The sequence below is a fragment of the Hoeflea sp. CAU 1731 genome (assembly GCF_039888615.1).
Lineage (GTDB): Bacteria > Pseudomonadota > Alphaproteobacteria > Rhizobiales > Rhizobiaceae > Flavimaribacter.
In genome coordinates, this window is sequence record NZ_JBDQQS010000005.1 from 106,681 (window position 1) to 132,179 (window position 25,499).

Annotated in this window: 27 protein-coding genes; 10 read left to right on the forward strand and 17 right to left on the reverse strand. The window is 58.6% G+C overall.

The features are described from left to right. Positions 1-2 precede the first annotated feature (2 nt). Entirely contained in the window at positions 3-872 is an 870-nt protein-coding gene (locus AAFN47_RS10095) for a dihydrodipicolinate synthase family protein (protein WP_499809096.1), read from the forward strand. Between the two features lie 18 nt (positions 873-890). Here AAFN47_RS10095 and AAFN47_RS10100 read toward each other — a convergent pair whose 3' ends face one another. From AAFN47_RS10100 to AAFN47_RS10135, 8 genes are all read right to left on the reverse strand, one after another. Continuing rightward, positions 891-1,799 carry a LysR family transcriptional regulator gene (locus AAFN47_RS10100; RefSeq protein ID WP_499809097.1) on the reverse strand — a complete coding sequence of 303 codons (909 nt, stop codon included), beginning with the start codon at positions 1,797-1,799 and terminating at the stop codon, positions 891-893. A 63-nt stretch (positions 1,800-1,862) separates the two neighbouring features. Beyond that, complete coding sequence (locus AAFN47_RS10105) at positions 1,863-2,636, reverse strand: enoyl-CoA hydratase-related protein (protein ID WP_499809098.1); 774 nt, start codon at positions 2,634-2,636, stop codon at positions 1,863-1,865. Continuing rightward, on the reverse strand, positions 2,633-3,793 hold the full coding sequence (locus AAFN47_RS10110) for a CaiB/BaiF CoA transferase family protein (protein WP_499809099.1): 1,161 nt from the start codon (positions 3,791-3,793) through the stop codon (positions 2,633-2,635). Before AAFN47_RS10110 ends, AAFN47_RS10105 begins: the two co-directional genes overlap by 4 nt. Further along, the gene (locus tag AAFN47_RS10115; RefSeq protein ID WP_499809100.1) at positions 3,790-5,151 is read right to left on the reverse strand and encodes an FAD-dependent oxidoreductase; all 1,362 of its coding nucleotides are present in this window, start codon (positions 5,149-5,151) and stop codon (positions 3,790-3,792) included. Before AAFN47_RS10115 ends, AAFN47_RS10110 begins: the two co-directional genes overlap by 4 nt. Positions 5,152-5,209: 58 nt before the next feature. Further along, positions 5,210-6,025: an ABC transporter permease gene (locus tag AAFN47_RS10120; protein ID WP_499809101.1), complete on the reverse strand. Its 816-nt coding sequence runs from the start codon at positions 6,023-6,025 to the stop codon at positions 5,210-5,212. A gap of 2 nt (positions 6,026-6,027) precedes the next feature. Further along, the gene (locus tag AAFN47_RS10125; protein WP_499809102.1) at positions 6,028-6,834 is read right to left on the reverse strand and encodes an ABC transporter ATP-binding protein; all 807 of its coding nucleotides are present in this window, start codon (positions 6,832-6,834) and stop codon (positions 6,028-6,030) included. A 5-nt stretch (positions 6,835-6,839) separates the two neighbouring features. Continuing rightward, on the reverse strand, positions 6,840-7,874 hold the full coding sequence (locus tag AAFN47_RS10130; RefSeq protein WP_499809103.1) for an ABC transporter substrate-binding protein: 1,035 nt from the start codon (positions 7,872-7,874) through the stop codon (positions 6,840-6,842). A 147-nt stretch (positions 7,875-8,021) separates the two neighbouring features. Then, positions 8,022-9,206, reverse strand: a complete 1,185-nt coding sequence (locus AAFN47_RS10135) for a DUF3095 domain-containing protein (RefSeq protein ID WP_499809104.1) — start codon at positions 9,204-9,206, stop codon at positions 8,022-8,024. 162 nt (positions 9,207-9,368) lie between these two features. Here AAFN47_RS10135 and AAFN47_RS10140 point away from each other — a divergent pair, with 162 nt between their 5' ends. Beyond that, a complete protein-coding gene (locus tag AAFN47_RS10140; protein WP_499809105.1) occupies positions 9,369-10,373 on the forward strand; it encodes a zinc transporter ZntB in 1,005 nt (334 codons plus the stop codon). 68 nt (positions 10,374-10,441) lie between these two features. Further along, positions 10,442-10,768: a hypothetical protein gene (locus AAFN47_RS10145; RefSeq protein ID WP_499809106.1), complete on the forward strand. Its 327-nt coding sequence runs from the start codon at positions 10,442-10,444 to the stop codon at positions 10,766-10,768. An 11-nt stretch (positions 10,769-10,779) separates the two neighbouring features. Here the strand turns inward: AAFN47_RS10145 and AAFN47_RS10150 are convergent, their stop codons facing one another. The 3 genes from AAFN47_RS10150 to AAFN47_RS10160 are packed head-to-tail and all read right to left on the reverse strand — an operon-like array spanning position 10,780 to position 13,227. Next, the gene (locus AAFN47_RS10150) at positions 10,780-11,391 is read right to left on the reverse strand and encodes a LysE family translocator (RefSeq protein ID WP_499809107.1); all 612 of its coding nucleotides are present in this window, start codon (positions 11,389-11,391) and stop codon (positions 10,780-10,782) included. After that, positions 11,388-12,791 (reverse strand): metallophosphoesterase family protein, encoded by a 1,404-nt coding sequence (locus AAFN47_RS10155; protein WP_499809108.1) that lies wholly within the window; start codon positions 12,789-12,791, stop codon positions 11,388-11,390. The genes AAFN47_RS10150 and AAFN47_RS10155 overlap by 4 nt, the downstream gene beginning before the upstream one ends. Next, the gene (locus AAFN47_RS10160; RefSeq protein ID WP_499809109.1) at positions 12,784-13,227 is read right to left on the reverse strand and encodes a MarR family winged helix-turn-helix transcriptional regulator; all 444 of its coding nucleotides are present in this window, start codon (positions 13,225-13,227) and stop codon (positions 12,784-12,786) included. Before AAFN47_RS10160 ends, AAFN47_RS10155 begins: the two co-directional genes overlap by 8 nt. A gap of 100 nt (positions 13,228-13,327) precedes the next feature. On the opposite strand from AAFN47_RS10160, the gene AAFN47_RS10165 reads away from it, so the two are divergent. Beyond that, positions 13,328-13,861: a cytochrome b gene (locus AAFN47_RS10165; protein WP_499809110.1), complete on the forward strand. Its 534-nt coding sequence runs from the start codon at positions 13,328-13,330 to the stop codon at positions 13,859-13,861. A gap of 21 nt (positions 13,862-13,882) precedes the next feature. Here the strand turns inward: AAFN47_RS10165 and AAFN47_RS10170 are convergent, their stop codons facing one another. Beyond that, positions 13,883-15,241 carry an MmgE/PrpD family protein gene (locus tag AAFN47_RS10170; protein ID WP_499809111.1) on the reverse strand — a complete coding sequence of 453 codons (1,359 nt, stop codon included), beginning with the start codon at positions 15,239-15,241 and terminating at the stop codon, positions 13,883-13,885. A 232-nt stretch (positions 15,242-15,473) separates the two neighbouring features. Here AAFN47_RS10170 and AAFN47_RS10175 point away from each other — a divergent pair, with 232 nt between their 5' ends. Continuing rightward, a complete protein-coding gene (locus tag AAFN47_RS10175; protein WP_499809112.1) occupies positions 15,474-15,782 on the forward strand; it encodes a hypothetical protein in 309 nt (102 codons plus the stop codon). Between the two features lie 72 nt (positions 15,783-15,854). Here the strand turns inward: AAFN47_RS10175 and AAFN47_RS10180 are convergent, their stop codons facing one another. The 3 genes from AAFN47_RS10180 to AAFN47_RS10190 all read right to left on the reverse strand — a co-directional run bounded on the left by AAFN47_RS10180 (position 15,855) and on the right by AAFN47_RS10190 (position 17,820). Next, a complete protein-coding gene (locus tag AAFN47_RS10180) occupies positions 15,855-16,670 on the reverse strand; it encodes a class I SAM-dependent methyltransferase (protein ID WP_499809113.1) in 816 nt (271 codons plus the stop codon). Positions 16,671-16,745: 75 nt separating this feature from the next. Then, positions 16,746-17,636 (reverse strand): NAD-dependent epimerase/dehydratase family protein, encoded by an 891-nt coding sequence (locus tag AAFN47_RS10185; RefSeq protein WP_499809114.1) that lies wholly within the window; start codon positions 17,634-17,636, stop codon positions 16,746-16,748. Between the two features lie 55 nt (positions 17,637-17,691). Then, entirely contained in the window at positions 17,692-17,820 is a 129-nt protein-coding gene (locus tag AAFN47_RS10190; protein ID WP_499809115.1) for a hypothetical protein, read from the reverse strand. A 113-nt stretch (positions 17,821-17,933) separates the two neighbouring features. On the opposite strand from AAFN47_RS10190, the gene AAFN47_RS10195 reads away from it, so the two are divergent. Then, positions 17,934-18,515, forward strand: coding sequence for a VOC family protein (locus AAFN47_RS10195; RefSeq protein WP_499809284.1), 582 nt, complete (start codon positions 17,934-17,936; stop codon positions 18,513-18,515). A gap of 62 nt (positions 18,516-18,577) precedes the next feature. On the opposite strand, the gene AAFN47_RS10200 is transcribed toward AAFN47_RS10195, so the two are convergent. Then, positions 18,578-19,651, reverse strand: a complete 1,074-nt coding sequence (locus tag AAFN47_RS10200; RefSeq protein WP_499809116.1) for a YihY/virulence factor BrkB family protein — start codon at positions 19,649-19,651, stop codon at positions 18,578-18,580. Between the two features lie 297 nt (positions 19,652-19,948). Between AAFN47_RS10200 and AAFN47_RS10205 the strand changes: the two genes are divergently transcribed. The 4 genes from AAFN47_RS10205 (at position 19,949) to AAFN47_RS10220 (ending at position 24,591) form a co-directional block, all read left to right on the forward strand. Further along, positions 19,949-20,581 carry a tyrosine-type recombinase/integrase gene (locus AAFN47_RS10205; RefSeq protein WP_499809117.1) on the forward strand — a complete coding sequence of 211 codons (633 nt, stop codon included), beginning with the start codon at positions 19,949-19,951 and terminating at the stop codon, positions 20,579-20,581. A gap of 115 nt (positions 20,582-20,696) precedes the next feature. Then, positions 20,697-21,014, forward strand: a complete 318-nt coding sequence (locus tag AAFN47_RS10210) for a DUF6074 family protein (protein ID WP_499809118.1) — start codon at positions 20,697-20,699, stop codon at positions 21,012-21,014. A 349-nt stretch (positions 21,015-21,363) separates the two neighbouring features. Continuing rightward, positions 21,364-24,183 (forward strand): autotransporter outer membrane beta-barrel domain-containing protein, encoded by a 2,820-nt coding sequence (locus AAFN47_RS10215; RefSeq protein WP_499809119.1) that lies wholly within the window; start codon positions 21,364-21,366, stop codon positions 24,181-24,183. A gap of 222 nt (positions 24,184-24,405) precedes the next feature. Next, positions 24,406-24,591, forward strand: a complete 186-nt coding sequence (locus tag AAFN47_RS10220; protein ID WP_499809120.1) for a hypothetical protein — start codon at positions 24,406-24,408, stop codon at positions 24,589-24,591. A gap of 369 nt (positions 24,592-24,960) precedes the next feature. Here AAFN47_RS10220 and AAFN47_RS10225 read toward each other — a convergent pair whose 3' ends face one another. Further along, a complete protein-coding gene (locus AAFN47_RS10225; RefSeq protein WP_499809121.1) occupies positions 24,961-25,374 on the reverse strand; it encodes a cupin domain-containing protein in 414 nt (137 codons plus the stop codon). Positions 25,375-25,499: the final 125 nt, after the last annotated feature.

Sequence of the window (25,499 nt, forward strand, 5' to 3'; positions counted from 1 at the left end):
CCATGACTTTACACCGGCTGAAGGGCGTTATCGCCGCCGTTCCGACACCGCTCGATTCCTCCTTCCATCCCGACCTCGAAGCCTTCACGGCGCATTGCCGCTGGGCGCTCGACAATGGATGCGACGCGCTGAATGTTCTCGGCTCGACGGGCGAGGCGAATTCCATGTCCGTGGTTGATCGCAAGGCGGTGATGACGGCCGCTTCGCAGGCCTTTGACGGATCGAAGTTGATGGTCGGCGCCGCAACGCCCGATCTGGCGACGACGGTTGAACTCACCCGTTATGCGCATGAATGCGGCTTTGCGGCGGCCCTCGTCCTGCCGCCCTGGTACTACAAGCCAGTGACCGATGACGGCCTTTATGCCTGGTTCGCACAGTTGGTGGAGGAAACTGCTGCGATGCCGATTGCGATCTATCTCTACAATTATCCGCAGTTGACCGGGATCCGCTTCAGCGAGGATCTGGCGCGTCGCCTGACGGCTTCCTTTCCTGACAGAATTGTCGGAATGAAGGATAGTTCCGGCGATCTCGACTATGCGGCCGCCATGGCTAAGATCGACGGCTTCGATGTCTTCCCCAGCAACGAGGTGGCGTTGGCGAATTGCGATCGCGACGGCTACGCCGGCTGCATTTCCGCAACCGTCAACATCGATCCTGCCAGTTCTGCCGCGCTCCTTGCAGATCAGGGCAACTCGGACCTGTTGGACTCCGTTCGTCACGTGCGCACGACGGTGTCATCCTTCCCGCTTGTTCCAGCCGTGAAATATCTCGTCGCCAAACGTCTCGGCAAAGCCTCTGCGGCGACGCCGCTGCCGCCCTTCCTGACGTTGACGGAAGCGCAACAGGCTGATCTCGTCGAGCAGCTTGGGTAGTCGCTCTGAGGCGCCTGATCAGGGAACGGATTTTTCGAGTTGAGCCAGCGAGGCGCCCATTTGCTCGATCATGGCGAGGGAAGCGCGGGTCATTTGTCGGCGTTTCGGAACGAGAATGCCGAGCCGCAATGCGTCCAGACGCGTGCCCTTGAGCGGCACTCCGACGATCTCGCCGGAGTTTAGTTCCTCGACCAGGCCGATCGGCGTGTAGAAGGCGACGCCAAGTCCGTCTTTCACCAATTGTCGCAGCAGCATGATGTGGTTGCTTGTCACGAAGTTGCGTCCGCTGCGGTGAAGCACGGACAGCTCAACCTCGATCAGGGAACGGATCGGCTCCGTATCGAGCTGGAGAAGCAGGTTGTACTGCGCGCACTCGCTCAGGGTCACGGCCGGCAAACGCGCCAACGGATGATCTTTCGCGACCATGGCCTTGAGAGGCGTGGCGATGTCGTGGATGAGCTTCATGTCGTCGGGCGGCGAGATATTGAACGTGATCGCGAAATCCGCCTCTCCATCGGCCACCAGGCTTGTCACCCGGCCATGCGCGCCGGTTTGCACGCGAAAATTGACCCCGGGATGGGCTCTGTGGAATTTGCGGATTTCAGCCGGCAGAAAATGCACAAGCAGACTGTCGAGGCAGGCGATACGCACCTGGCCGGTTTTCATGCCTTTCAGCGCGCCGAGTTCGCCTTTCAGAACATCGAATTCCTGCAGGGTGCGGTCGGCGTGGGCAAGCACGATCTCGCCCGCGCGCGTCAGACGCAGGCCTTTCGGCAACCGTTCGAAAAGCGGTGCGCCAAGCTCGTTTTCCAGTTTCTGGATCTGCCGGCTCAGAGCCGATGTCGCGACATGCAGTTCTTCCGAGGCCTTGCGGATCGAACCTGACCGCGCGACTGTCGCGAAGTATCTGAGAATGGCTGCGTGCATGAATCGGCCTCTGCGTTCACGTTAGTTCCGGAGGCCGGGAATTGGAAGCGGGGCTGATCCGCCTCAACGACCGCGCCACACGGGCGCGCGTTTCTCGCGGAAGGCCGCGACGCCTTCTTCCGCATCTTCGCTGGTAAGCGCTGCAACCAGCGCCGGCGTCTTCAGCGCCTGCGCTTCCGCAGGCGTCAGATGCGCCGTACGGTTGACCGTTTGCTTGATGGCGCGCAGCGACAGCGGCGCGCCGGCGAGAATGTCCTTGACCCAGGCGTCGACCGCGTCGTCGAGCGCTTCGGGTTCGGTTATTTCATTGACTAGGCCGTAGCGGTGGAGTTCTTCGGCCGAAACCTGCCGGCCGGCGAGCATGATCCCCATGGCGAGATTGTGCGGGATCTTGCGCTGAAGGAGCACCATGCCGCCGTCGAGCGGCATGCGGCCGACGCGTGCTTCCGGCAGTCCGAAACGGGCCGTTTTCGATGCGACGACGATATCGCAGCCCATCACCATCTCGAAACCACCGCCCAGCGCGTAGCCGTTGACGCGGGCAATCACCGGAATATCCAGGCTTGTGCGAAAGCTCAGCCCTCCGAAGCCGTTCGGACGCGTCTCCGCCCAGTATTCCAGTCCCGAGGATCCGGATCCCTTCATGTCCGCTCCAGCGCAGAAAGCCTTCTCGCCGGCGCCGGTTATGACCACGCAATAAACGTCCGACCGGCTTTCCAGATCATCCCATATCGCCTCCAGCTCCGCTGCGGTTGCGGCGTCCACGGCGTTAAGCCGGTCTGGCCGGTTGAGCGTCACGCGGGCGACGCCGTCCTCTACCGAAAAAAGGACGCTCATGACGCCTTTGCCTCTGCCAAATCATCCTGCCGGGAAAGGTATTCGTCATTGTGCTCGCCGAGTTTCGGAGGCTTCAGCCGCACCGTGACTTTTGCGTCCGACATGTCGATCGGCGATCCGATAAGACGGACCGGTCCAGCCGGTGTTTCGCCGGCTTCCAGGATCAGACCGTTGACGATTGTCTGTTCGTCTTCCAGCGCTTCAGGCAATGTCATGACCTTCGAGCACAGGATGTCGACGCCTTCCAGCCTTTCGATCCAGTGCGCGGATGATTCCTGGGCGAAACGCTCCCTGAAGATTGCCTGCAGTTCCGGACGATGCTCCATCTGTACGTCGAAATTGGCGTAGCGTTCGTTTTTCGACAGGTCGTCGATTTCCAGCGCTTCGCAGATGTCGCGCAACGGATTTTCCTTGAAGGCGCCGACCATCGCGACAGGACGGTCAGTCGTCTCGAATACGCCGGTCAGAGGAAACGCCGCCCAGTTCAGGTCCTTGCCGCGCATCATGTGGACGGCGGCTTCCTGCATCTGCATGGCGATCATCGACGAATAGAGGCTGACGGAGAGGATCTGGCCCCGTCCGGTCTTCTCTCGTTGCAGGATCGCCAGAAGAATCCCCTGGAAAAGGTGCATCCCGGCGGAATAGTCGCACAGCGTTGTCGCATAGATCGCCGTTGGATGGGTCGGGTCCGCCTTGCGCGCCATTGCGCCGGACATCGCCTGGGCGAGCACGTCCTGCCCGCCTTTGTGGCGGTAGGGGCCGTCGATCCCGTAGCCGGTGCCAACGGCGTAGATCAGACGGGGATTGCGTGTCTTCAGGTCTTCATAGCCGAAACCCATGCGCTCCATCACGCCAGGCCGAAAATTGTTGACCACGACGTCGGCGCTGTCGATCAGTTCCAGAATCTGCTGGCGAACCGTCTCGCTCTTCAGGTCGACCGCGACGCTCTTCTTGTTGCGGTTGAGCGAACTGAAGACCGGATTGTTGAGGCCATCCGGGTCGGAGCCAAGCGACCAGCGCGACAGATCGCCTATCTTTTGCTTCTCGATCTTGATGACCTCGGCGCCGTAGTCGGCGACCATCTGCGTGCAGCTGGGGCCAAGCATGACCTGCGTGAAGTCGATCACCCGGATCCCGTCGAGTGGCAATGGGGTCATTCTGCGGCCTCCTGCATGCCGGCGTTGGTCGAGGGGACGTCGCCCGGATCCGCGCCCTGGGCGCGCATCTGCTTCTGGATCGCCCGGATATCGGCTTTGCGGACGGACGTTCCGGCGTTGAGCGCAACGGTGGCCGCCACGCCGGCGGCTTCGCCCATGGCCATGCATGGCGGGATTTCTCGGCTGGATTTTTGCGCCTGAGGCGTCGCGGAATAATGCCGGCCGGCCACCAGCAACTGTTCGATATCCTTCGGCACCATGGCGCGATAGGGCGTGTAATAGTCTCGGCCGCGGCACACCGTGTCGGGGAAATGCCGGCGGCTCATCACGTCGTCCTTCGTCACCACATATTCGCCCTCGAGCAGGCGCGTCTGGCGCACGCCGGTCTGCGGCGCGAAATCCACCACATAGGCGCTTTCGAAGCCAGGCAAGTTCTTGCGGGCGAAGGCCAGCAATTCTTCCATTCTGCGGCGTCCCTCGAACTCCACGCCTGTCAGATCGTTCACTTTCAGGCCATCGAGCTTCGGAATATGCGGGCAGTTGAGCCAGACCACGCCCGGCAACGGCGTTTTCAGCCACCAGTAGTTCCAGCAGCCGCCGATAATGCGCTTTGCCTCGTGGTCGAGTTTGGCGAATTCTTCCACGTTCTCGTACTGGAAGCGTTCGGCCTTGTCTGTGTCGACGCCGCCCCATCGCGAGACCGGGGTGAGAATGAAGGAGCCTTCCTGGAAGCGCGCGCCGGCGCTGGCTGCGACGTCGAGGTCGCCGGTCGTGTCGATGACGACGTCGCCCATGATCGCCTGGCGGCCTTCCTTGGATTCGACGACGACGCCCTTGATCGCGCCGTCCTCGATGATCGAGGAGGAAAACCAGGAATGCAGCCGCAATTTAACGCCGGATTCCTGGATGACGGCATTCGCCGCGCGCTTGTAGCCGTCCGGATCAAAGGCGGCGGAATAGCAGACCGGGTGCGGCATGGAATGGGTGTGAAAGTCGAACACGCCCCAGCGCGACCATTTCTCCCACATCTGCTGGGTTTCCCGGACGTCGGGCTGGCGGTCGCGTTCTGGCGGCGCCACGCACAGCCCCATCTTTTCCATGCGCTCGATCATTTCCATGCAGATCCCCTGCACGGTGATTTCCAGATCGTTGTGCATGTCGTCCAGCAACAGCACCATGCCGCCGGAGGCGAGACCGCCCAGGTGATTGTAGCGTTCCAGAAGCGTGACGCTGGCGCCGTTGCGCGCAGCCGAAACCGCAGCCGATATGCCGGCGGGACCACCGCCAACCACGACCACTTCGGAGCGGTCGACGACCTTTGCGGCGCGCGGCGTTTCCTGAATGATTATGTCTTCCATCTTGACCTCCGGGGGCTGTGGCGAGTCTGGTTCTGTAGCGGTTGTTCGGGACGCCGGCTTAATGAACGGCCGGCGTTTTCCATTTGATCATGCGACGTTCGGCAAAGCTCACCATGGCGAACAGGAACACGGCAAGCAGCGAGCAGGTGAAGACCGTCGCATAGAGAAGCGGCGCCCGGAAATTGTAGGTTGCTTCAATGATCAGGGCGCCCAGTCCGAAGTTCGAACCGATCCATTCGGCCACGATCGCGCCTATGACGCACGTCGTGCTGGCGATCTTGAGCGCCGCAAAAAGGAAGGGCAGGGAACTTTGAAGGCGGACCTTCCAGAAGATTTCTGCTTCGCTTGCCGACAGGACACGCATCAGGTCGAGCGTCGCCGGATTGACCGCCTTCAGCCCGCGAACCATGTTGACCAGCGTCGGGAAGAAGCAGATCAGCGCCGCGATGATGATCTTCGGCGTCAGCCCGTTGCCGAAAATCAGAACGAGGATCGGAGCAATGGCGATGATGGGTATGGTGTTGATGAAGACGGCGATCGGGTAGAAGGCCTTCTCCGTCGTCTGGCTGTAGACGAATAGTACGGCGAGCACAATCGCCACCACATTGCCGGCGATGAAACCGAGTGCCGCCTCAAACAGGGTCGGCCAGAAATTGGTCCAAAGCGTCGCGGCGTCCTCTACGAAGGCGTTAAGCACCTGCATCGGGCTCGGCGCCATGTACGTCGGAACGGAAAAACCCCAAACAACGAGCTGCCATAGAAGAATCAGTCCGGCCGCCGCAGCAAGCGGGAGAAGCCTGTCTCTGTTTCTGGCAAGCCACGCGGAACTGGATTTGTTGCTTGTACTGGCCTGGCTCTGTGCGATATCGGCCATTGTCAGCACTCCTCGAGCATCTTGCGCAGATGCGCGGTGATCTTGATGAATTCCACAGTATCGCGAACCGGCAGCTGGCGCGGATAGGGAAGGTCGACCGGCATGTATTCCTTGACGCGGCCGGGATGCGCGGCGAGCAACAGCACCTTTTGGCCCAGAAACACGGCTTCGGGAATCGAATGGGTGACGAAAAGGATCGTCGTCCCGGTCTCGTTCCAGATACGCAACAGTTCTTCGTTGAGCTTGTCGCGGGTGATCTCGTCCAGAGCGCCGAACGGTTCGTCCATCAAGAGGATTCTCGGCCGCGTGACCAGCGCCCGGGCGATTGCGACGCGCTGGCGCATGCCACCGGAGAGCTCGCCGGGAAGAGCGTTTTCTCGACCCTTCAGCCCGACGAGCTCAAGCAACTCCATCGGATCCGCATGGGCAGGCCCTGGTTTTCCGACTTCAAGCGGTAGGCGCACATTGTCGATCGCGCTACGCCAGGGCAACAGCGTTGCGTCCTGGAAGACAAAGGCGAAATCGCGCTCCTTTCGGGCTTCTTCCGGCGTGCGCCCATGCACCTTGATTTCGCCCCGGGAGGCCGGGACGAGATCGGCGATCGCACGCAGCAGGGTGGACTTTCCGCAGCCGGAAGGTCCGAGCATGGTCACCAGTGCGCCTTCGGGGATGTCGACGTTGACGTCCCGGAGCGCGGTCACGGCTGTTTCGCCTTCACCGAAGGTTACGTCCAGTCCGTCAACGCGCACTGCGAAGGCTGTTTCCGCTTCCGCGGAAACAGCATCCTTGACTGCGTGCATGGTCGCCATGTCGATTATCCGACTTTCTTGCGAGTCTCGGCCGTAGCGTCGAGGATCGCCAGCGTCATCACATCATCGACGGTCGGAACATCGCCCTTGAACTGCTCGAGCGACGCGTAGGTTTCGATCTGCTCCTGCCAATTTTCCTTGGTCATGGCGCCCCAGCCTTCCTTGGCCGTGACGTCATTGAAGTTGAAACCGATGACGCCCTCGACGGCGTCCATTTCGCTGGGCTTGTCCAGATTCGGATAGGTGCCGACGAGGATGTCCACGGCTTCTTCCGGATTCTCCCTGGCGTATCCCCAGCCGCGGGCGGAGCCGCGCAGGAAGCTGGCCAGAGTATCGGCGTCATTCGCCAGTGAGTCGTCTGTTGCGAAATAGACGTTGGCGTAGAGCTGGATGCCGGTGTCCCAGAGCATCAGGTCGACGCGGTCGTCGCCCAGAACCTTGAGAGCGTTGGCGTTCGTCAGCCAGCCGGTCACGGCCTGGGCCTGTCCCGTTATCAACTGGTTCATGTCCGAACCCATGTTGACGATCGTGACGTCGTCTTCGGAAATGCCGTTCTTTGCGAGCAGCGCCCGCAGCAGGATATAGGCGGTCGGTTGTGTAGCGATCGTCTTTCCGACCATGTCCTTCGGTTCGCGGATCGCATTCGCTTCCAGCGAGAAATATGTGAATGGGTGCTTCTGGTAGCCCGCGGCGAACGCCTTGATCGGGATACCGGCCGAACGCGCGAGCATGACGGAGGGGCTGGACGATGTCTGGCCCAGCGTGGACTGGCCGGCTGCTACGCCGCCAACGCCGTCGACGTTTGGTCCGCCCGGAATGACTTCGAGTTCGACGCCCTCTTCCTTGTAAAAGCCTTTGGACTGGGCGACGACTTCACCCAGGATGCCGTTGGAGGCAAGCCAGCCGAGCTGCATGCGCACGGTCTTCATATCGGACGCCTGTGCAGGCAATACGCTGATAAGGCTCTGCGCGGTCGCCAATCCCCCAATTGCGCCCATACCTGCAAGCAGGCTGCGACGGTTCAGTTTCAGATCATTCATGTTCCAACCTCTTTTTTGAATGCCTGTCTTGTTGCGGAATGCGGGCGTGCCGGACAGGCGAATGGAAAGAATGACTCTGAGTTGTGTTCGAATAAAGAACTATTTTTCGTTATAGTGATTGCCGAAACGGCAACGCTCTTGGCGCGATTATGAGGCGACTGCGGCCATGGCTTTCATCAGGCTTGCGGCGCGCGTATATCCGCCGCCGGCGCCGTCCACGAAATGCACATGGTCATTGCGGGTCACGGAAGGCACGATGCAGGTCATGATCGCTTCCGGCTGTTCGGACAGGCCGTATCGGACAAGGCCGGCCTCGGAGGCCTTTGCAAGCAGCGCGATCAGTTGCGCCTGGGTTTCTGCGTCGCAGTCGATCGTCATCTTGAGGCCGTCGTCGAATTTGCGGAAATCCGCATTGGCGGCGGTCACCTCGACATACTCCCTGGGATCGAAGGCGCCGGCTTTCCAGCCGGTCTTGAAAAAGACCAGCGCGATGAATGTCGCGGCGAGAAGCTTCATCTTGTGGACGGCGAAGGTTGTATTTCCCCGTGTCGCGGCAACCTCCAGATCGAGCCCTTCGGGCGGCCAGCGATAGCCGGGGCCGCTTTCGGGAACCGGGTGTCCGGCGCGCTCGAGACTTTCCTCGATTGCGACGATAGCGCGATAGAGTCGCGTCAATTCCTCGGCGTCGGCGTCTTTCTCTGGCAGCACCAGCAGCGAAAGTATGCTGCCTTTCTGTGCGCGGATCGGTGTCCAGCGGCAGGACAGTCCCGTCAAGTCCGGGCGCACGCCGGCGGGAGAGGCTTCCAGGCGGAACCTGCCTTCCTTCATCTGACGATCCGCCCACGCCAGGCCGCCGCCTGCGAACATCGCATAGTCCACGCCCTTTGAGGCGCGATAGCGGGCGACGGCGACGTCCAGTCCGTTGTCCCGGATCAATGATACGGGAATGACTGCGCCGCGCATTTCGAGATCGAACTCTTCCTGCGCCCAGCGGATAACAGCGGAAAGCGCCTTCTCGGCGCTGTCTTTATAACTTGCCGGCAGCGCAAAGGCTGCGCCGTCGCCTCCGAAAACATAAGGGAAGCGCAGCGCGCCGGCGGCGTTTATCTGCGCGGAAATGACAGCGGCTCCGACTGTATTGACAACCTTGTAGCGGCCTTTTTCGATTTCTCCGGTTGAGCCGACAACATCCGCGACGCCGACTATCCACTCGGCCGGCAGGGACGTATAACTCTTTATCCGGCTCATTGTGTCGAAGGCGTCATTAACCGGAAGCCGGCTATAAAATGCTTCCGATTCATTACGGTTTGCAGGGGTTGTGAATGGGGTCATCGATATTGGATCCGGGTTTCTCACGTGACGGCTGCATTCCGGAATGGACGGACCGTCGCGCTCTATGCCATCGTCCAGAAACGAGTCGATTTGCCGATCGGTTCTTTTGTTTGCAGTAAAAACGCAATGACAATCTGTTGATTACGAGCCACATTGGCGCCCATGGCGGACAAAGCAAAATCATCCAAACGCAAAACCGAAGTGCCAGGCAGCACGGTTTTCCTGTTCGATGGAACTGGTCACGGCACACGATTGACGCTGGACGAACTTGATAAGGCCGATACCAGCGCTCCGGGCGCATTCACCTGGGTGCATCTCAATCGTATGAACGAGAAGGCGTTGCGGTGGTTGAGGAAATGCGGGATAGACCTTCATGTTTTCGAGGCGCTGACAGCGGCGGAGACGCGCCCACGCTGCACGCTCCATGAAAACGGCGTCCTCCTCAATCTGCGCGGCATCAATATTGATCCGGGTGAAGAACCGGAAGACATGATCGACATCAGGCTATGGATCGAGGATAGCGATGTGATCAGCCTTGGCTGGCGGCCGCTCGCCGCCATTCGCGATCTGATTGAAGCGATCGAAGCCGAAAGGGCGCCGACCTCGCCCGGCGATCTTGTTTCGCGGCTGGCCTTGCGGCTTGCCGATCGCATCGATCCGACGGTTTCGGAACTCAACGAACAGATTGACGATATCGAGGAACAGGTTCTCGACGATATCGACGAGGTCTCAAGGCCGCTTCTGGCCAACGTCCGGCGGACGGCCATCGTTTTGCGCCGTTACATGTTCCCCCAGCGTGACGCCCTGTCGACGCTGGAGATCGAGGACATAGAATGGCTGAGCCTGCGGGACCGCAGCCGCATTCGTGAAGCGGCCGAACGCATGATGCGTCTTGGCGAGGAACTCGACGCCATTCGCGACCGGGCGCAGGTTGTGCACGATCAGGTCATGGACAATCGGGCGGAACGCATGAACCGCCAGATGCTGGTGCTCTCTGTCGTCGCGGCTCTGTTCCTGCCGCTCAGTCTGCTGACCGGGTTGCTGGGCATCAATGTCGGCGGCATGCCAGGCTTGAACGACCATTGGGCCTTTGCCATCGTTTGCGCGGTCCTCGTGGTGATCGGTCTTTTCGAAATATGGCTGTTCCGCAAGATCGGTCTGTTCTGAGCAATGCCGTAAAGGCCGGAATCCGTGCTATTTTACTGAGATGGGATTCCTGAAAGGGCGGCGGCGTCATGACCAGCAGTGAAGAAAAACCGGAACGCGACGATCGGATGAAGGCGGCTTTGCTCGATCCGGCGGCTGTTTTCGGCGAGCCGGAAAACGTGCCAGGCCATCCGGACTATTCGAAAGCGGAGAAGATCGCGATCCTCCGCCAGTGGGAATATGATGCGACCGAAGAGGACGTCGCCCTCGAGGAAGGGATGCCGGGAGACGAGAACGGCATGCTGCGGCGCGTTCTCATCGTGCTTGGCGAACTTGCTGGTCCGCTGGACATGGAGCGGGTCTCGCCCAACAAGCAGCATGGCCTCAGAAGCAGCAGGAGCGACGACCCGAAATAGGCTTGGGGGTATTACCGGTCGGAGAAGGCCAGTCGTAGTCCCAGCAGTCCGAAAGAGGCCGCGAAGGAACGTCTCAGCCACAGCATCACCCGCGGACGCGCGATGACATAGTCTCGCGCAAGCGAAGCGCAGGCGGCATAGCAGACAAAGATCACGAATGTCAGCGCCATGAAGATCAGCGCCAGCCACAGAAGCACAGGCGTGGGATGAAGCGTTCCTGGCGGAATGAACTGCGGCAGGAAGGCGAGGAAGAAGAGCGACAGTTTCGGGTTCAACACGTTCAGCAGGACGCCGTTGCGGATGATGCGCAAGGCAGGGATCTGCTGGCGATCGGCCGAGACCTGCAGCGCGCCGCCCTCCCGCACGATGTTCCACGCCATGTAGAACAGATAGATGACGCCAATGTATTTGACGACCTGAAAGGCCAGCGCGCTGGCGTGAAGGATGGCGGCAAGGCCCACTATACTCGCCAACATGTGCGGCACGATCCCCAGCGTGCAGCCGAAGGCCGCGATGACGCTCGGCCGGAATCCGCGGCCGAGGCCGACGGCGAGCGTATAGAGGACGCCCGCGCCGGGCAGCAGGACGACGACAAGAGAGGTGACGAGATATTCGATGCTCATGGCGTGACAGCGTCTTCCTGATTCTGAAAATGACAGCGTAAAGCGAGTTCTCTGCCGGCAAAAGGTCTGTCTTCGTTTTCCTGTCCGTGGCCGATATGCCAGTTGTCCGGCCAGTTGATCACTTCAACGCCGGTGGCGGATCGGTTTTTGAGCGACGACCACCTGGCGTCGTCGCCCTGTCGCCACAGGAGCCCGCCCGGACCCATGCCTCCGTGAAGCATCAATTGCAGGTCGAACCCGGAACCCGGACCTATGTCCGGGCCAAACCAGTAATGCGGGCTGTTATTCGGATAAGGCTGCAGGATAACCGTCAGTTGCTGACGTTTGCCGGTGAGCCCGATCCAGACCGGTTCCGTTCCCGTCGCCGCGTCCAGCGCTGCAAGGAACGTCTGCTTTGGTCCGCCGGTTTCCTTAGTGCGTCCGCAGAAGCGAAAGCACAGGATTGCAGGCGTTGTAGCCGCCGCCTTCTGATATCCTTGTAGCGGCGCGGTCATCTCGCCTTCCGCCAGCAGGCACCACCCGTCGGACGGCGGAAGCTGAAGCGGCCAGGTGAGCCTTTCGCGAATCCGGCCTTCATCGTCAATCACCTGGTATCGCAATCCGTCATTGTCGAGCGCGGCCTGGACGCAATGCAGATATTCGATTTCCTCCGGCATGCGGCAGGCGGTGCCTGATCCGGCGGTCAGGATCTGCAGAATTCCGTCATGGACCTGTGCGTCGAACAACAGCAAATGGCTGCACAGATAGGCAAAGACGTCGTGTCGCTTCAGAATGTTCCAGAACGCTTCGACATAATCGTCGCCGATGGTGCGCTGATAGGGGCCTTCATAGCCGTTGGCCGGAAAGGCGGGGTGATGGCCGACGACGAGTTTCCAGCACGCGTCGTCATTTGCCGCGAGCGTCGCGTCGAGCCAGGACGTTTCAACGTGGCCTTCGCCGCCCATGGCTTGCGACAGCGTGTGGACGAAGACGATCAGAAGATCGTCGCGCCTCACGAAATAGCTGAGGCCGTTCTGGCCTGCGGCGCCGTTGCGCGGCAGGTGAGACAGCACGTCGGCGAAGACCCGTTCGCTCATTGTGCTGTAGGTCGTGTGGTTTCCGGTCGAGTGATAGACGGGTATGTCGGGATCGAGCCACGCCATTTCCGTGTCCAGGAAATAGGCCCATTGCCGGCGCAACTCCGCCTCGTCGCTTGTCAGTCCCATGACCTCGTCGCCGGGATAGATGATGAAGTCCGGCTTCGGGGCGATGTGCGACACGACGCGATTGACCCGCGCCAGCGTATGTTCGTGCGGCGCGCCGGGAACCCCTGAACAGCTGTCTCCGTAAAGGACGAACTGGTGTCCGCCTTTTTTCGGAAGCAGCGCCCTGATCGGCGCGCGATCGTTTTCGTCAGGCATCGCGGGTCTCCGGCTGCAGCGTGGCAATGACGCGGCGCATCAGGTCGAGAAATTGCGCCCTGTCCGCTTCTGACAGATCGGCAAGCGCAATATTGTTGATCGATCCCGCCGCTTCAGTCGCCGGGCCCTCCAGCTTCTTCGCCTTCTGCGTCAGCCAGATCTGCTGCGAGCGCGCATCGGTCGGGTTGGGCTTGCGCCGGATCAGGCCGTCGCGCTCCATGCGCGTAAGCGTATTGGCCATTGTCGCCTGTTCGACATCCAGCTTTTTCACCAGTGCTTTCTGGGTCTGGCCGTCTTCGCGCCACAGTTCCAGCATCGTCATGAACTGCGCCGGCGCAATCTCCAGATGACGAATGGCGTTTTGCAATTCGGATGCGAACAGTCGCGCAAGATGGTTGGTCAGGTAACCGGCCGATTTGGACTTGTCGAATTCCATACCGTCTCAGCTACTCTTGTATAGCAGGCTATGCAATGATATATAGCATGCTATATTAATGATGGCGTTGCAGGTATGGGCGCCGGTCAGGAGAGCAAATATGACGATCAAGAGTACGCCCGCGGCCTATGGCGCAGTGGCCATCGCGCTGCACTGGTCTATTGCCCTGTTCATTGTAATCGCCCTTGCATCGGGCGTCGCCGCCGACCAGATCGGCGCCGAAGCCTATGCTGCGCTTCGCGTCCACGTCGCGTGCGGTCTTGCCGCCGGCCTGCTCACACTGGTCCGTATCGGTTGGTGGTGGCTTGCCGACAAGAAACCGGACGCGGCGCCGAATACCGAAGGCGTCAAGGGCGCCATTTCCCGCGGCGTTCACATTCTTCTCGTCATTATCCCGCTCGGCATGCTGGCGAGCGGCGTCGGCATGATGGTTCTGTCCGGAGCAGGGCCAGTACTGTTCGGCCTGATCTCAGGTCCGTTGCCCGATTTTGACCAGTTTCTGCCGCGCGGTCCGCACGGCGCCGGCGCCTTCGTGTTGCTGGCGTTGCTCGTCGCCCATATCGCTGCGGCATTGTACCACCAGTATGTCCTGAGGGATGACCTGTTCAGACGTATGAGCTTGCGTCGGTCCTGATTGGTCCCGTGTGGTCTTCGCCTACAGTCCGCCGGAGAGTGAATTGCGGCCGTCGAGCGACAAAATGTCGTCGGCGAGCCGCGCGGCGCCTGCGCCGAGCACCGGTTCGGCGAGGCTCAAGAATTTTGCCCGGATGCCGGCGGTGTCGGGAAAGGTCTTCGGTTCGCCCGGAGGATCCTCGACCCTGAAGTCGAAACGGCCTTTCGACGTGTCTGCGCTGACCGTCGCGCCGAAGGGATGGTCAAGACCTTCCAGGCTCTCGTCGCGCCGAACGTCGATCCGGTCCGATATGGCGTCGAGCGCGGGATCGCCGATACGGCGATAGTCGTCCCAGCCAAAACGGCCCTGGTCGATCATGACGGCGGCCGTGAACGGCATGGAGAATTGTCCGGCGACAATGCTGCGCACCCGCCGCTTTTCCGGCAGAGATTCGGCCGTCAGCGTAATGCCGTTGCGATGAAGGCCGATCGTGACTTGCTCGAAATCGGATGCGTCCAGCGCCTCGGAGTCGCGGAGATGCGCAAGCGCGTCGAGCGCCGCATGGGTGTAGCGGCAACTTGGATAGGGCTTCATGCCGATATGCATGGTCTCCCATATGGTTCCGAGATCGGCCACGGCCTTTTCGGGGTGCGGGTCGTCCGTATAGCCCTTCAGCAAGCCGGCGCCGCCTTCGATCGGTTCGGTGGACGCGATGAAACCGTTTTTGGCGAGCGCCGCGGAAAGCACGCCGTTCATGGCTGCTTCGCCGACCTGCCATCGCTTGTTCCAGGCGCCGTTGGCAAGAAACTGCAGCGAACCGGCAGCCTGGCTTCCTGCTACGCCAAAGGCTGCGGCGACGCCCGCGGAGTCGAGGCCGTAGAGCTTGCCGGCGGCCGCCGCGGCGCCGAAGGTTCCGGCGGTCGCCGTCGGGTGAAAGCCGCGTGCGTAGTGCGACGTCGGATCAAGCGCATTGCCAAGACGGCAGGCGACTTCATAGCCGGCTATGATCGCCGTCAAAACGTCGCGCCCGCTGGCGCCGGTCTGCTCGGCCACCGCAAGCGCAGCCGCAACGACGGGAGCCGAAGGATGAAGCGAGCTTGCCGCATGGGTGTCGTCGAAATCAAGCGAATGACCGAGCATGCCGTTGACGAGGGCGGCTACGGGCGGCGCAAGCCGCCAGTTTTGCCCGACGACGGAAGCTTCGCCAGGCCCGTCGAGACCAACCGTCGCCAGCGTGGCTTGCAGAACGGCCGTGGAATCGGCTTCGCTACCGGCCCGGACAATGGAGCCGGCCAGATCGAGCAGCAGATGTTTTGCTCTTTCGGTGCATTCGCCCGGTAGATCATCGTAGCGAAGGTCGGCCACGAAGGATGCGAGCGGTTCGGTGACGGCGACTGTCATGACTTCAGACCTCCCTTGCGGATTTGCTTTGCCTACTGTCTACAGTCAGTTCCGCCTCCGGCCAAGCGCGCAGACCGAAGTCGGACCTGCGAGAATCCGCAGAGAGAATAGCGGTGAAAGCCGGTCAACCTGTCACCTTGCTGGAAAACCTGCGTCAACCAGTCATGAAAAATTGAAACCGACCGCAAATTGTGAGATGTGTCTGGAATCGGTTGCAGATATGGAGTCTGCCGTGAAGACCATACTCAATGTCATCGTCGGCATGGCGGCGGTTCTTGTGCTTACGTCATGCGTGCCGTCGACCTATAGCGGACCCGGCACCCAGCGACAGTTCCTCGAGGCTCGCTATCAGTGCCTCAGGGAAGTCAAGACCATCACGAACTCCTATGGCGGTTACGGGCTGTATGGCGGCGGTCTGAATGTTTACAGCGGTCCGTCCTGTGGTGAACTGGCCTCCTGCATGGCCCTCAAGGGTTACACAATGGACGAGAACGGCAAATTTTCCGTGCCTCCGGACCAGGAGGTCAGATGCGTGCGCTAGGCGGATCTTTCTAAAAAAGAATGCCTGTCGCCCGGTGTCCTCCCGGCAATAGTTGAGTGCGAGCCGCTTGATTCAGGGCTTCCGACCGATGATCTGCGCCACCATGGCCGGGCTTACGGTGAAATTGCGGTGGGTTGCGTTCAGCGCAGCGACCGCCGCGTCGATCTCCGCTTCGCTTGCTATACCGAGCCTCGTCAGGTTGTGTTTCATTTCGCTAGCAAGCGCGAGACCAACCATCTCCACGATTAACGACTGATCCTCGAGTGGCCAGTGGGCGGTCGCCCGCATATCCGTGAACCCCGATGCAAGCACGTCCGCGGGCAATTGCCTGAGCCCGTAGTCGGCCTGTCCGCCGCCGGCCTCGATCAACTGCCCGAACCATTTGCCAAAGGGTTCATAGGCAGCGGTCTCGCCGACAAGAACGTAGCTTTGAACGATCTCCTCGCCGAAAAACAGACCGCCCTTTTTCATTGCGCCGAATATCTTGCCAACGATCTCGGCGGCGCCATTCAGGTAGGAGAGGACAAAACGGGTGTGTGCGAGATCGAACCGTTCCGATCCGAAATCGAACTCAGCGGCGTCGGAGCAGACAAAGGTGATATTGTCGATCTCGCGTTCCAAAGCTGTCTGTCTCGCTGTCTCGACCAGTTCGGGCGCCCGGTCGAAGGCGACCACATGTCCAGCAGGCACAAGCTCTGTGGCGAACAGACAGGCGGTTTCGCCAATGCCGCAGCCGACTTCCAGCACATGCGCGTCCGGCGCGATGTTGAGGGTCGCCATTCGGTCGCGTGTTGCAGGTTCATGCACCCTGTTGAAGAGGCGGTAACGGTAGACGGCGCTTTCTGTGTCGCCGAGCAGGTAGGACCGATGGTCTGCGACCTGATCCATTCTCCCGACTCCCCGATTGCTGATTTCGCCGGACAATCCTAGGTGCATTTGAATAAGAGCGCCAGTGTCGGCGCTTTATCTGTTCAGACAGGCGCGCCAGCTGTGTTCGGGGGAGAAGCCCAGCAGATCCCGGGCTTTGGCGTTCGCATAGAACGTCTCGTTTTTACCCATTTCCCGCTTCAGGGGCACGCCCTGATAGAACCTTTCGATGATCTCGCCCGTGGTCAGGGAGACGGAATGATCGTCGTTCGAGACGTTGAATATCTGGAAACCCAATCCGTCCGTCTTCAGGCACCGGTCCACCATCTGGCCCAGATCCCGCGCGTCGATATAGGCGAATATGTTTCGCCGCCTGAGAGCCGGGTTCTCCAGATAGGCGGGAAAATTCTGCTCGTATTCATGCGGTTCGATCACATTGTTTATCCGCAAACCGTATATGTCGAAACCGGATCTTTGCTGGAAACTGCGCGCAGTCACTTCGTTGACGACCTTGGACATGGCGTAACTGTCCTCGGGCGTGGTCGGATGCTCCTCGTCGATCGGCAGGTATTCCGGTTTCCGTTCTCCATCGGCAAAGCACACGCCGTAGGTAGTTTCGGAGGACGCGAAGACGATCTTGCGAATGCCGAGTTTCACGGCGGCGTCGATGACGTTGTATGTTCCGATCGTGTTGACGCGGTAGCATTCATTGTCGGGCCTGATCAGGATGCGCGGCACTGCCGCGAAGTGAACAACGGCGTCAAATTTCGGTACGCCCGCGCCCGCGTCCAGTTCGCCGAGACTTGCGTAGCTTGAAAGGGCGTCGAATATTTGGCCGGCGTCGGTGATGTCCGCCAGCCGGTTTTCAACATCGGGATGGTCCAGCGGCAGCAGATCGACATTCAATACGACATGGCCCTGCGCAAGCAGATATGGAATCACGTGACGGCCAGCCTTGCCTGCTCCGCCTGTAAACAGAATCCGCATTTTGAAAAATCTCCACCCTGGCTTTCAGCCAAGAATAGCGGGGCAAGCGGCAATTTCAATTCGATTGACGTCCGCCAGCGGTGAACTGGCGCCCTGTGTAGTCTTCAAACGCCACGGGATGGACGAGAACGGCGGATTTTCCGTAGCGCAGGACAGGGAGTTCCGGTGTGTTCGATAGGACCATGGTTTTTATCCGATATCGCCTGTTGCCTTGCGACCGCCCGGCTATAGTTGACCGACGGAAGCCGGTTGCTGGCCGGCGCAAAGCGGGAGGCGTCAATGTCTGATAACGGCCGTTTGCGAAAGCTGCAGAGCCCGGGAGTCCATCACATTACCCTCGTTGGGGCGGATCGGCGGACGTCGATCGATTTCTGGGAAGGCGTGCTGGGCATGCCATTTGTCTTCGAACAACCCAATCTCGACAATCCCGGCGAGAGCCATCTTTATTTCGATCCTGGCGACGGCCGCCTCATCACCGTGTTCACCAACGAGGCCCGCAAGCCCGATAGGTCGCGGACCTCGACCAGGCAGGGCGCCGTGCATCATCTGGCCTTTTCAGTCAGCCAGGCGACCTTCCGCCAGGCAGTTCAGCGCCTCGACGAGCGCGGCATAAAGCATTCAGGCCCGAAGGATCGCGGGTTCATGGATTCGATATATTTCGAGGATCCGCTGGGACTTCTGATCGAACTCGCGTCCTACCGGTTCGAACCGGTCTTCGGCTGCAGCCATGCCGATGTGATGATCGAGGCGCACAAGATCCGCGTCGCGCGCGGCGACTACAACATCGCCGAGGAACATCTGGCCGATGCGATCGAATTGCTGGTCGCGCGGCGTCAGCAATCGCTTTCGGAGGACCGGACGGCGAAAAATCCGTATTGAGCCTGCTCACATGGTCAGCCAGGGTGTGAGCGTTCATTTCGAACAGGCTGATGAAGAGACTGTCAGTTCTTGCGGGTGGAGAGCCACCAGGCGCCAAGAACAAGGTAAGCGAACAGCAACTGGTTGGTTGAAATGCCCTTTCGGGGTCCATCGCTCCCGCTTTCTGCGGCCGGTGAAACCTCGAACTGCTGATACGAAGGCGTTGTGCCATTTGCCGACACGCCGACAGTATCCGCCACGACCGCGCCCCTTTCGCCCATCGGCTGCTCGGCGCCTGTCGTTGAATCGACAAGGGTCTGGTGCTCGACCTCGGCGTTGAGCTCCGCGCCGACCAGCAGCACGATCGTTGAAATCCATATCCAGGTCATGAAGCCGATGATGGCGCCGAGCGAACCGTAGGTGGCGTCGTAGGAGCCGAAATTGGCGACGTAGAACGAAAACGCCAGGGACACGATCGTGATCCCGATCATGGAGACGATCATTCCCGGAGTAATCCACCTCCACTGGGCGTCCGCCCGGCTCGGTCCCCAGCGGTAGAGCATTGAAATGGAGATCGACATTAAAACAAGAACGACAAGGAGCCCGGCGATGCGGATCGCCAGATCCGCCCCCTTCTGCAGCCCCACATATTCGAGCACCAGCGGCAGTAGGCCAAGCAGGGCTATCGAGGCGATCAACCCGGCGACGAGACCGAATGTGAAAGTCATCGACGTCAACGTGTATCTGATAAAGCTTCTGCTTTCCGTTTCGTCGTAGGCGACGTTGACCCCGTCGAAAAGTGCCTTCATGCCGGAATTGGTGCTCCAGAGCGCCAGTCCCACGGATGCCACAAAGGCGAAACTCAAAGCCGATTCGTTATGGGAAGTCAGTCGGTTGAGTTGTTCGTCGATGATGTCCAGCGCTGCGGTTGGCGCGACGCCGTTAAAGAACAGCGTGAATTCGCGAAGCGATTGCGGGTCCGAGAAAAGACTGAATATCGAAACCAGCGCCGTAAGCGCTGGCACGAGGGCGAGCAGCAGGTAGAACGTGATCCCCGCTGCGATAAGCATCAAGCGGTCTTCAACGAGCTCGCTGTAGACGCGTAAAACTATGTCTTTCCATCCTCTCGCCGGTATGACGCCGGGTGATGAAGCCATACGGCCGCGTGGAGGATGACTTGCCTCTGTCGATGAGGAATTCATGGGTGATTGTCTTCAATACGTGGTTGCGGCGCTCTATCTCAATGCAGAGCGGTCGAATCGGTTCCATCGAACCTCGCAGCAGGAATGGATGCGCAGTTGTGTCTGACTGGAAAAAGTTAGCCGCGGCGTCGGGATCGGCGCGTCAAATCAAACTTTTGGGAAGAGTGGTGCCGCTTGTCAGAGACAAAACCCTGTGCGTGTCTGTGCGCTATTATTCCCGCTTCAAAGTGGGAATCATAGTGGGAAAGCCTTTTGGCTCGGACGACAAACAAACTTTCAGCAGTTGAAGTTAAGAACATCAATAAAAAGGGTCGCTATTCGGATGGTGGCGGGCTTTATTTACGCGTCTCTCCCACACTGTCCAAGTCTTGGGTATTTCGTTGGGTCAGGAATGGCACAGAGAATGAAATGGGACTTGGTCCTTATCCGACCGTTTCGCTTGCTACTGCCCGCGATGCAGCTTTTGAAGCCAGGCGTCATCTCACTGCAAAACGTAATCCTAAGACCGAACGAGACCGCGACCGGGAGACGGGGCGAACATCTGGTGATGTTGCCGATGAATTCCTGGTTGCCAAGTATGGGAACTGGTCCAACGAAAAGACACGTTGGCAATGGCAGCACACGCTGACACAATTCAGTAAGTCGATCAGGTGTGTTCCTGTTTCGGAGATCGACACCGCGCACGTCCTGAAATTGCTCAAACCCGTTTGGACATCCAAGCCCGAGACTGCGGCCAAGGCCAGAATGAGGCTTGAAGCCGTTCTGGATTACGCTGCAGCACACGGATGGCGCTCGATTGAGAATCCACCGTGTTCGACAGGGCAAATACAACACAATCCGACAGGGCAAAAATGCCCCCTAAACACCTACATAAGAACTACCTAGACGGAACACCTATGGAGTCTCAGCTTATGAAAGAGTTAGTTGTGTTAGGGCAGGACGACGAACGACAGACTGACTCCGATGAAATCACCTACAAAAAAGCATCAGGGGGCTACTGATGAGCAATCGACAGTTTGAACTCTTCAATCAGGAGAATTCAGCGCAGATCATCCCGTTTCCGAGCGAACGATTGATTGGAAAGGCCAGACACGTTGTGGAAGTCATCATGTCGAAGAAGTCAACGGCGGCTGCCAACTCCTACTGGCAGACGTCAGTTCTAAAGCACTTCATAGCGCGCTTGGAAGCGCTCGGATTTAGCAAATCGCGTATCGACAACGAGGTCCACCGCTTTCACGACGCAGTTTGCCGGGAACTGGTTCGGCGCGGATGGTTCCATTCAGACAAGAACCAAAATGGTTCGGATGGGGTGGCTTGAATTAATCTCAGAACTTTTGCCTTGCCTCCTCTCAATGAACGTTCTTTCCAGACCAGGCAAATCGCATGCTGTGGATCATACAAACCTGCATTAAAAAAATAACATAATAAATATAAATCTGGATAACAGAATTGATATATGCAACACAGAGATACAGCGAAGTTGTCTCAATCGGTGATTAAGGTTGACGTGAAAAACTGAAGTACTCAGGCTGATCTGTCGTCCTTACAATGTCCGTAAAAGAACTACTTATCTTTATGCATGGCTCAACAGCAATGGCTGGATGTAGTTGATTCGGTTTGTTTGTAGCAGGCAGTAATGTCTCGCAGGCGTAATAGGGGAAAAATAAGTGTCTAAGAAAATGCGAAGATTGCGCTATAGCGCGCTGACGTCCGTATCAGCCTTGGTCTGCGCGAGCGTATGGCTGCCAATTGACGCTCAAGCCGATCCGCTTGAGTACAAGACCCTGGACTTTGGGAGCAATGAGACCTTTCTAACCGGCATTCGGGCCGACAACATTGTCGGCAATTACGCAATACCTGGTGATTCGCCCAATACAGGTGGTATTCTGTATCGTTCCGACACAGAAGTCTGGTCGGCTTATCCCACAGAGACCGGCGATGGCGTCAATTTTCCGGGGGCGATCAGCGCTTCGCCCTATGGTCCTAGTTTCGGTAGCCAGGGCGGAATTCTGCGTGTGGTCGGTAGTTACAAGACAAGCGAATCGAACCCAGATGATCTTGCTTATCTCTATGACAGCGCGGCCACGCCCGGCGAGGAACTGACGACACTGCAATATCCGGTCAGCGGCGTAAAATTCACGATTGCCCACAGCAATTTCGGCAATACTGTCGTCGGCAATTACGATACGAACATCGCCACCGGGAATGCCTTTATCTATGACATTCCAACCGGCGCCTATACCACGCTCGTACTTCCGGAATCGATAACTGGTCCCGGCGGAGCGGTCAGCACGACCGCCTACGGTGTCTGGGGCGACAAAATCGCCGGTGGCTTTGGAAACGGCCCCCTTGGCGAACCGGGATTCGAGACCGGCTACATCTACGACATGTCAGATGGCACAGCCACGGCTTACAGCCATTCCGACTATGTATTCACTCACTTCGAAGGCATTACCGGTGACGGGAAAGGTGGCTACATCATGGTCGCCGATCTGATCGACGCTTCCGGCGATTTGCAGGCCGCCGTGCTGCATGTCGACGAAAACGGAGTTGAAACCTGGACCCTTCTCGACGTTCCGGGCGCCATGGTGACATCAGCCAACTCGGCCCATCAGGGAAAAGTGATCGGCATCTACACAGATGCCGATGGCGTGCATGGCTACGAAGTCGTCGTTCCGGGGATTTACGCGCCCGCGGCAAGCAATGCGACCCTGCTCACCTCCAACACGCCGGGATCGATCGTCCTTGGTGTTGATTTGAGCAAGGAAGGCTACGATATCCTGAATGACGGGACGGTCCAGGCGAACGGAGCATCGAGTATCGGTATTCAAAGCGGCACTTACGGAGTTGTCTACAATAACGGCGGCGTCGAAGTGACCGGTCCCGATAGCGCCGGGGTCGAAATGCAGGGCAAGTTTGGCGTTCTGCTGAATGGAGGAACCATCTTTGCTGCACCCGGAAGCGACGCGATCAGAGCCGGCGATACCGCTGAAGGATCTCTTGCCGTCAACTACGGCGTCATCGACGGGCGCATCGATTTCATGGCCGGGCCCTATGCGCGTTTCGAGAACAGCGGTCTGATCTACATAAGCGCCGAGGGCGCCGGGACGATCCATGAATTCAGCGGCGTCTTTGCCCAGACGGCTACGGGTGGGCTCGGCCTCCGCATCGGCGGCGATCAAAATGACAGCGTCTCCGTCGAGGGCGCTGTGCGGCTGGCGGGAACCATCGCCCCGATCTTCTACCCCGGCGACCTTGCGAACTCGTACAGGATAATGACCGCGACGAATGAAGTCACCGGAACCTTTGAAACACTTGAGACCTATGGATTGGCAAGTTTCGTCGCACCGTCGCTCGCCTATTCCGACACGGCAGTGGACCTTGAACTCACCTCACGGATGGCTCTGGTTGGCGGCCTTTCAGCCAACCAGCATGCAGTCGGCGATGGCCTCGACAATGCCTTCAATCGGGGTGGCGGAATACCGGACGGCCTGAACGCCGCCCTTTTCGGACTTTCAGAGGGTCAACTTCCCCTCGCACTCAATGCCGTATCCGGAGAAATTTACGCAAGCCAACAATCCGTTCTTATCAATGAAGCCCTCTTTGCCCGCGAGGCGATGCTCGACCGTCTGCGCGAGGACACGCTGGACGATCAGGATGCTGCTGTCTGGGCTCAGGGGCTTGGCATCTGGAGCGAATTCGATGGAAATGGAAACGTCTCCGATATCAGCAGCGCCTATGGTGGCATTTTTGCAGGGGTGGATATCGGCGTCGGCGAGCGTTACACGATCGGTGTAGCCGCCGGCTATTCGCGATCAAGCACAGAAATCGACGATCTGATGAGTTCCGCCGACACCCAAACCGGATTGATCGGCGCCTATGCCGGCGCCGAATTTGGCTTGTTCAACCTCCGGGGCGGCGGAAGTTATGCATTCAGCTCGATCGATGTGAACCGGACAATCTTCTTTCCCGGCTTCATGGATCGCACAAGTTCCGGTTACAATGCCAATACCGGTCAGATCTTCGGCGAGATCGGCTATGATGCAACTGTCGGAGGCATTCCCATCGAGCCGTATGCCGGCCTCGCTTGGGCTCATCTTGGAACTGACGGGTTTGCCGAAACAGGTGGATCGGCTGCGCTGACCTCCTCGGGCAGCAGTTCCAGCATCGGCTATTCGACACTTGGGGTGAGGTTCTCAACGGATCATGTTTTGAGCAACGGAATGAAAGTCTCACCCCACTTCTCGGCTGCGTGGCAACATGCATTCAGTGATGTAACGCCTTACGCCGAACTTGCCCTTGCAAACACGTGGGGTTCTGCATTCACGATTTCCGGTGCGCCTTTGGCGCGCAATGCAGCACTTCTTGAAGCTGGACTTGATTTTGAACTGGGTGCATCTTCCAGTCTTGGTTTGTCCTATTTCGGGCAAGTGAGCGATGATCTGGTCAGTACTGCTGTTAGAGCAGATTTCAGATGGCAATTCTGATGATATTTTGAGGCGCCATGACACTCTCAGCTTGCTTCTGAGTGGAGATATGCTATACCTAAATAGGAAATAATTCCTGTTTCAGTGGCGATGACCTAATTTCCATTTTGGTCGCCGCTAACCCGACTTGCTCTGCGAGTTCCGAAGGTGTGTCACCCCGAAAGGGAGCGGACACGCCTTTTTTTGTGCTTGCAGGTCAAGAGCAACCGGTTGGAGGTTTTCATGGAAGATCTCGATTTCGACAACGGCGAAGCGGTCGCAATCTCGCTCAGCATCATGCCGGAGCAGCTTGAGCGACTGCAGCACTTCGCCGACCAGGCGAAGGCCGCCCAAATTATAGATGGTTTGGCTCCTCCCTTATCACTCGCCCCGATTTGGGAGGTTTTGCCGCGATCCAAGGTGGTGTGAAGGAACTGTAGAGCAAGACGAGAAACGGATTTGATGCCTGCAGTGTAACCACACACGGTGGGCGGTAAAATTCGCCTTCGCCACGATTCATGCCCTAATGTGAGGGATGTCAGACAGCCTGCTGCTCAATACACAATAGCCGCCCGATAATCGCCCAGATGGTGATATGTCTCCACCCCCTAACCATTTAGATGGTTCTGATGGCATTTTAATTCAACGATTGTTTGCTGATACAAGAATTTGAGAACAGGCGATTGTCTCCTAGACAAGGATTTTTGAGCAGCGCTCAACAGAGCCACAAGTCCTATCAATGGCTTCGAGATCATCCTATACGATCCTTCTGAGCGAATTCACCATCCGGGTGGACATCTATTGCGGGGATGCGATTGTCATGCCCACGTCGTTCGCGATTTTAATGACAGCGTCTAAGTCTGGCTCTGAAGGTTCTGGCAAATCCGTTTGATCGTCCGGAAGCGCTGTGCCTATACCGGTGAAGAACGCTTTATGCATATGTCCAGGCGCATTGAGGATGAGAAGGCGCGCAGGGCTATCGCCGACTGCTTGAAACGCGTGAACTTCTCCGTCAGGAATACAAACGTAGTCGCCAGGTCCCGCCACCCGGTCGTCGGCGCCAATTCTGAAAGCGACCTCACCTTCCAGAATGAAAAAGCCCTCGGTTTCACCCGCATGATGGTTTGGTGGCGCACCGGCGCCGACAGGGACGAGGCATTCAACGAGGCAATACTTTCCATCTACCTCTTCCGGAAACGCGTGGAATTTCATCAGAATGTTCAAAACATCATAGGTGCGTGGAAACCGTGTCATGTCGCAACTCCGAAATTGACCTTGTTGTCTTATCATGATACATTAGTCTCATGATAAGACAATAGTCTTAAAATAGTCTGAGA

What these genes read in the sequence shown, in the direction of transcription:
- AAFN47_RS10095 (WP_499809096.1), top strand. Translation starts at nt 3, where the DNA reads ATGACTTTACACCGGCTGAAGGGCGTTATCGCCGCCGTTCCGACACCG.
- AAFN47_RS10100 (WP_499809097.1), bottom strand. Translation starts at nt 1,799, where the DNA reads ATGCACGCAGCCATTCTCAGATACTTCGCGACAGTCGCGCGGTCAGGT.
- AAFN47_RS10105 (WP_499809098.1), bottom strand. Translation starts at nt 2,636, where the DNA reads ATGAGCGTCCTTTTTTCGGTAGAGGACGGCGTCGCCCGCGTGACGCTC.
- AAFN47_RS10110 (WP_499809099.1), bottom strand. Translation starts at nt 3,793, where the DNA reads ATGACCCCATTGCCACTCGACGGGATCCGGGTGATCGACTTCACGCAG.
- AAFN47_RS10115 (WP_499809100.1), bottom strand. Translation starts at nt 5,151, where the DNA reads ATGGAAGACATAATCATTCAGGAAACGCCGCGCGCCGCAAAGGTCGTC.
- AAFN47_RS10120 (WP_499809101.1), bottom strand. Translation starts at nt 6,025, where the DNA reads ATGGCCGATATCGCACAGAGCCAGGCCAGTACAAGCAACAAATCCAGT.
- AAFN47_RS10125 (WP_499809102.1), bottom strand. Translation starts at nt 6,834, where the DNA reads ATGGCGACCATGCACGCAGTCAAGGATGCTGTTTCCGCGGAAGCGGAA.
- AAFN47_RS10130 (WP_499809103.1), bottom strand. Translation starts at nt 7,874, where the DNA reads ATGAATGATCTGAAACTGAACCGTCGCAGCCTGCTTGCAGGTATGGGC.
- AAFN47_RS10135 (WP_499809104.1), bottom strand. Translation starts at nt 9,206, where the DNA reads ATGACCCCATTCACAACCCCTGCAAACCGTAATGAATCGGAAGCATTT.
- AAFN47_RS10140 (WP_499809105.1), top strand. Translation starts at nt 9,369, where the DNA reads ATGGCGGACAAAGCAAAATCATCCAAACGCAAAACCGAAGTGCCAGGC.
- AAFN47_RS10145 (WP_499809106.1), top strand. Translation starts at nt 10,442, where the DNA reads ATGACCAGCAGTGAAGAAAAACCGGAACGCGACGATCGGATGAAGGCG.
- AAFN47_RS10150 (WP_499809107.1), bottom strand. Translation starts at nt 11,391, where the DNA reads ATGAGCATCGAATATCTCGTCACCTCTCTTGTCGTCGTCCTGCTGCCC.
- AAFN47_RS10155 (WP_499809108.1), bottom strand. Translation starts at nt 12,791, where the DNA reads ATGCCTGACGAAAACGATCGCGCGCCGATCAGGGCGCTGCTTCCGAAA.
- AAFN47_RS10160 (WP_499809109.1), bottom strand. Translation starts at nt 13,227, where the DNA reads ATGGAATTCGACAAGTCCAAATCGGCCGGTTACCTGACCAACCATCTT.
- AAFN47_RS10165 (WP_499809110.1), top strand. Translation starts at nt 13,328, where the DNA reads ATGACGATCAAGAGTACGCCCGCGGCCTATGGCGCAGTGGCCATCGCG.
- AAFN47_RS10170 (WP_499809111.1), bottom strand. Translation starts at nt 15,241, where the DNA reads ATGACAGTCGCCGTCACCGAACCGCTCGCATCCTTCGTGGCCGACCTT.
- AAFN47_RS10180 (WP_499809113.1), bottom strand. Translation starts at nt 16,670, where the DNA reads ATGGATCAGGTCGCAGACCATCGGTCCTACCTGCTCGGCGACACAGAA.
- AAFN47_RS10185 (WP_499809114.1), bottom strand. Translation starts at nt 17,636, where the DNA reads ATGCGGATTCTGTTTACAGGCGGAGCAGGCAAGGCTGGCCGTCACGTG.
- AAFN47_RS10190 (WP_499809115.1), bottom strand. Translation starts at nt 17,820, where the DNA reads ATGGTCCTATCGAACACACCGGAACTCCCTGTCCTGCGCTACGGAAAA.
- AAFN47_RS10200 (WP_499809116.1), bottom strand. Translation starts at nt 19,651, where the DNA reads ATGGCTTCATCACCCGGCGTCATACCGGCGAGAGGATGGAAAGACATA.
- AAFN47_RS10210 (WP_499809118.1), top strand. Translation starts at nt 20,697, where the DNA reads ATGAGCAATCGACAGTTTGAACTCTTCAATCAGGAGAATTCAGCGCAG.
- AAFN47_RS10220 (WP_499809120.1), top strand. Translation starts at nt 24,406, where the DNA reads ATGGAAGATCTCGATTTCGACAACGGCGAAGCGGTCGCAATCTCGCTC.
- AAFN47_RS10225 (WP_499809121.1), bottom strand. Translation starts at nt 25,374, where the DNA reads ATGAAATTCCACGCGTTTCCGGAAGAGGTAGATGGAAAGTATTGCCTC.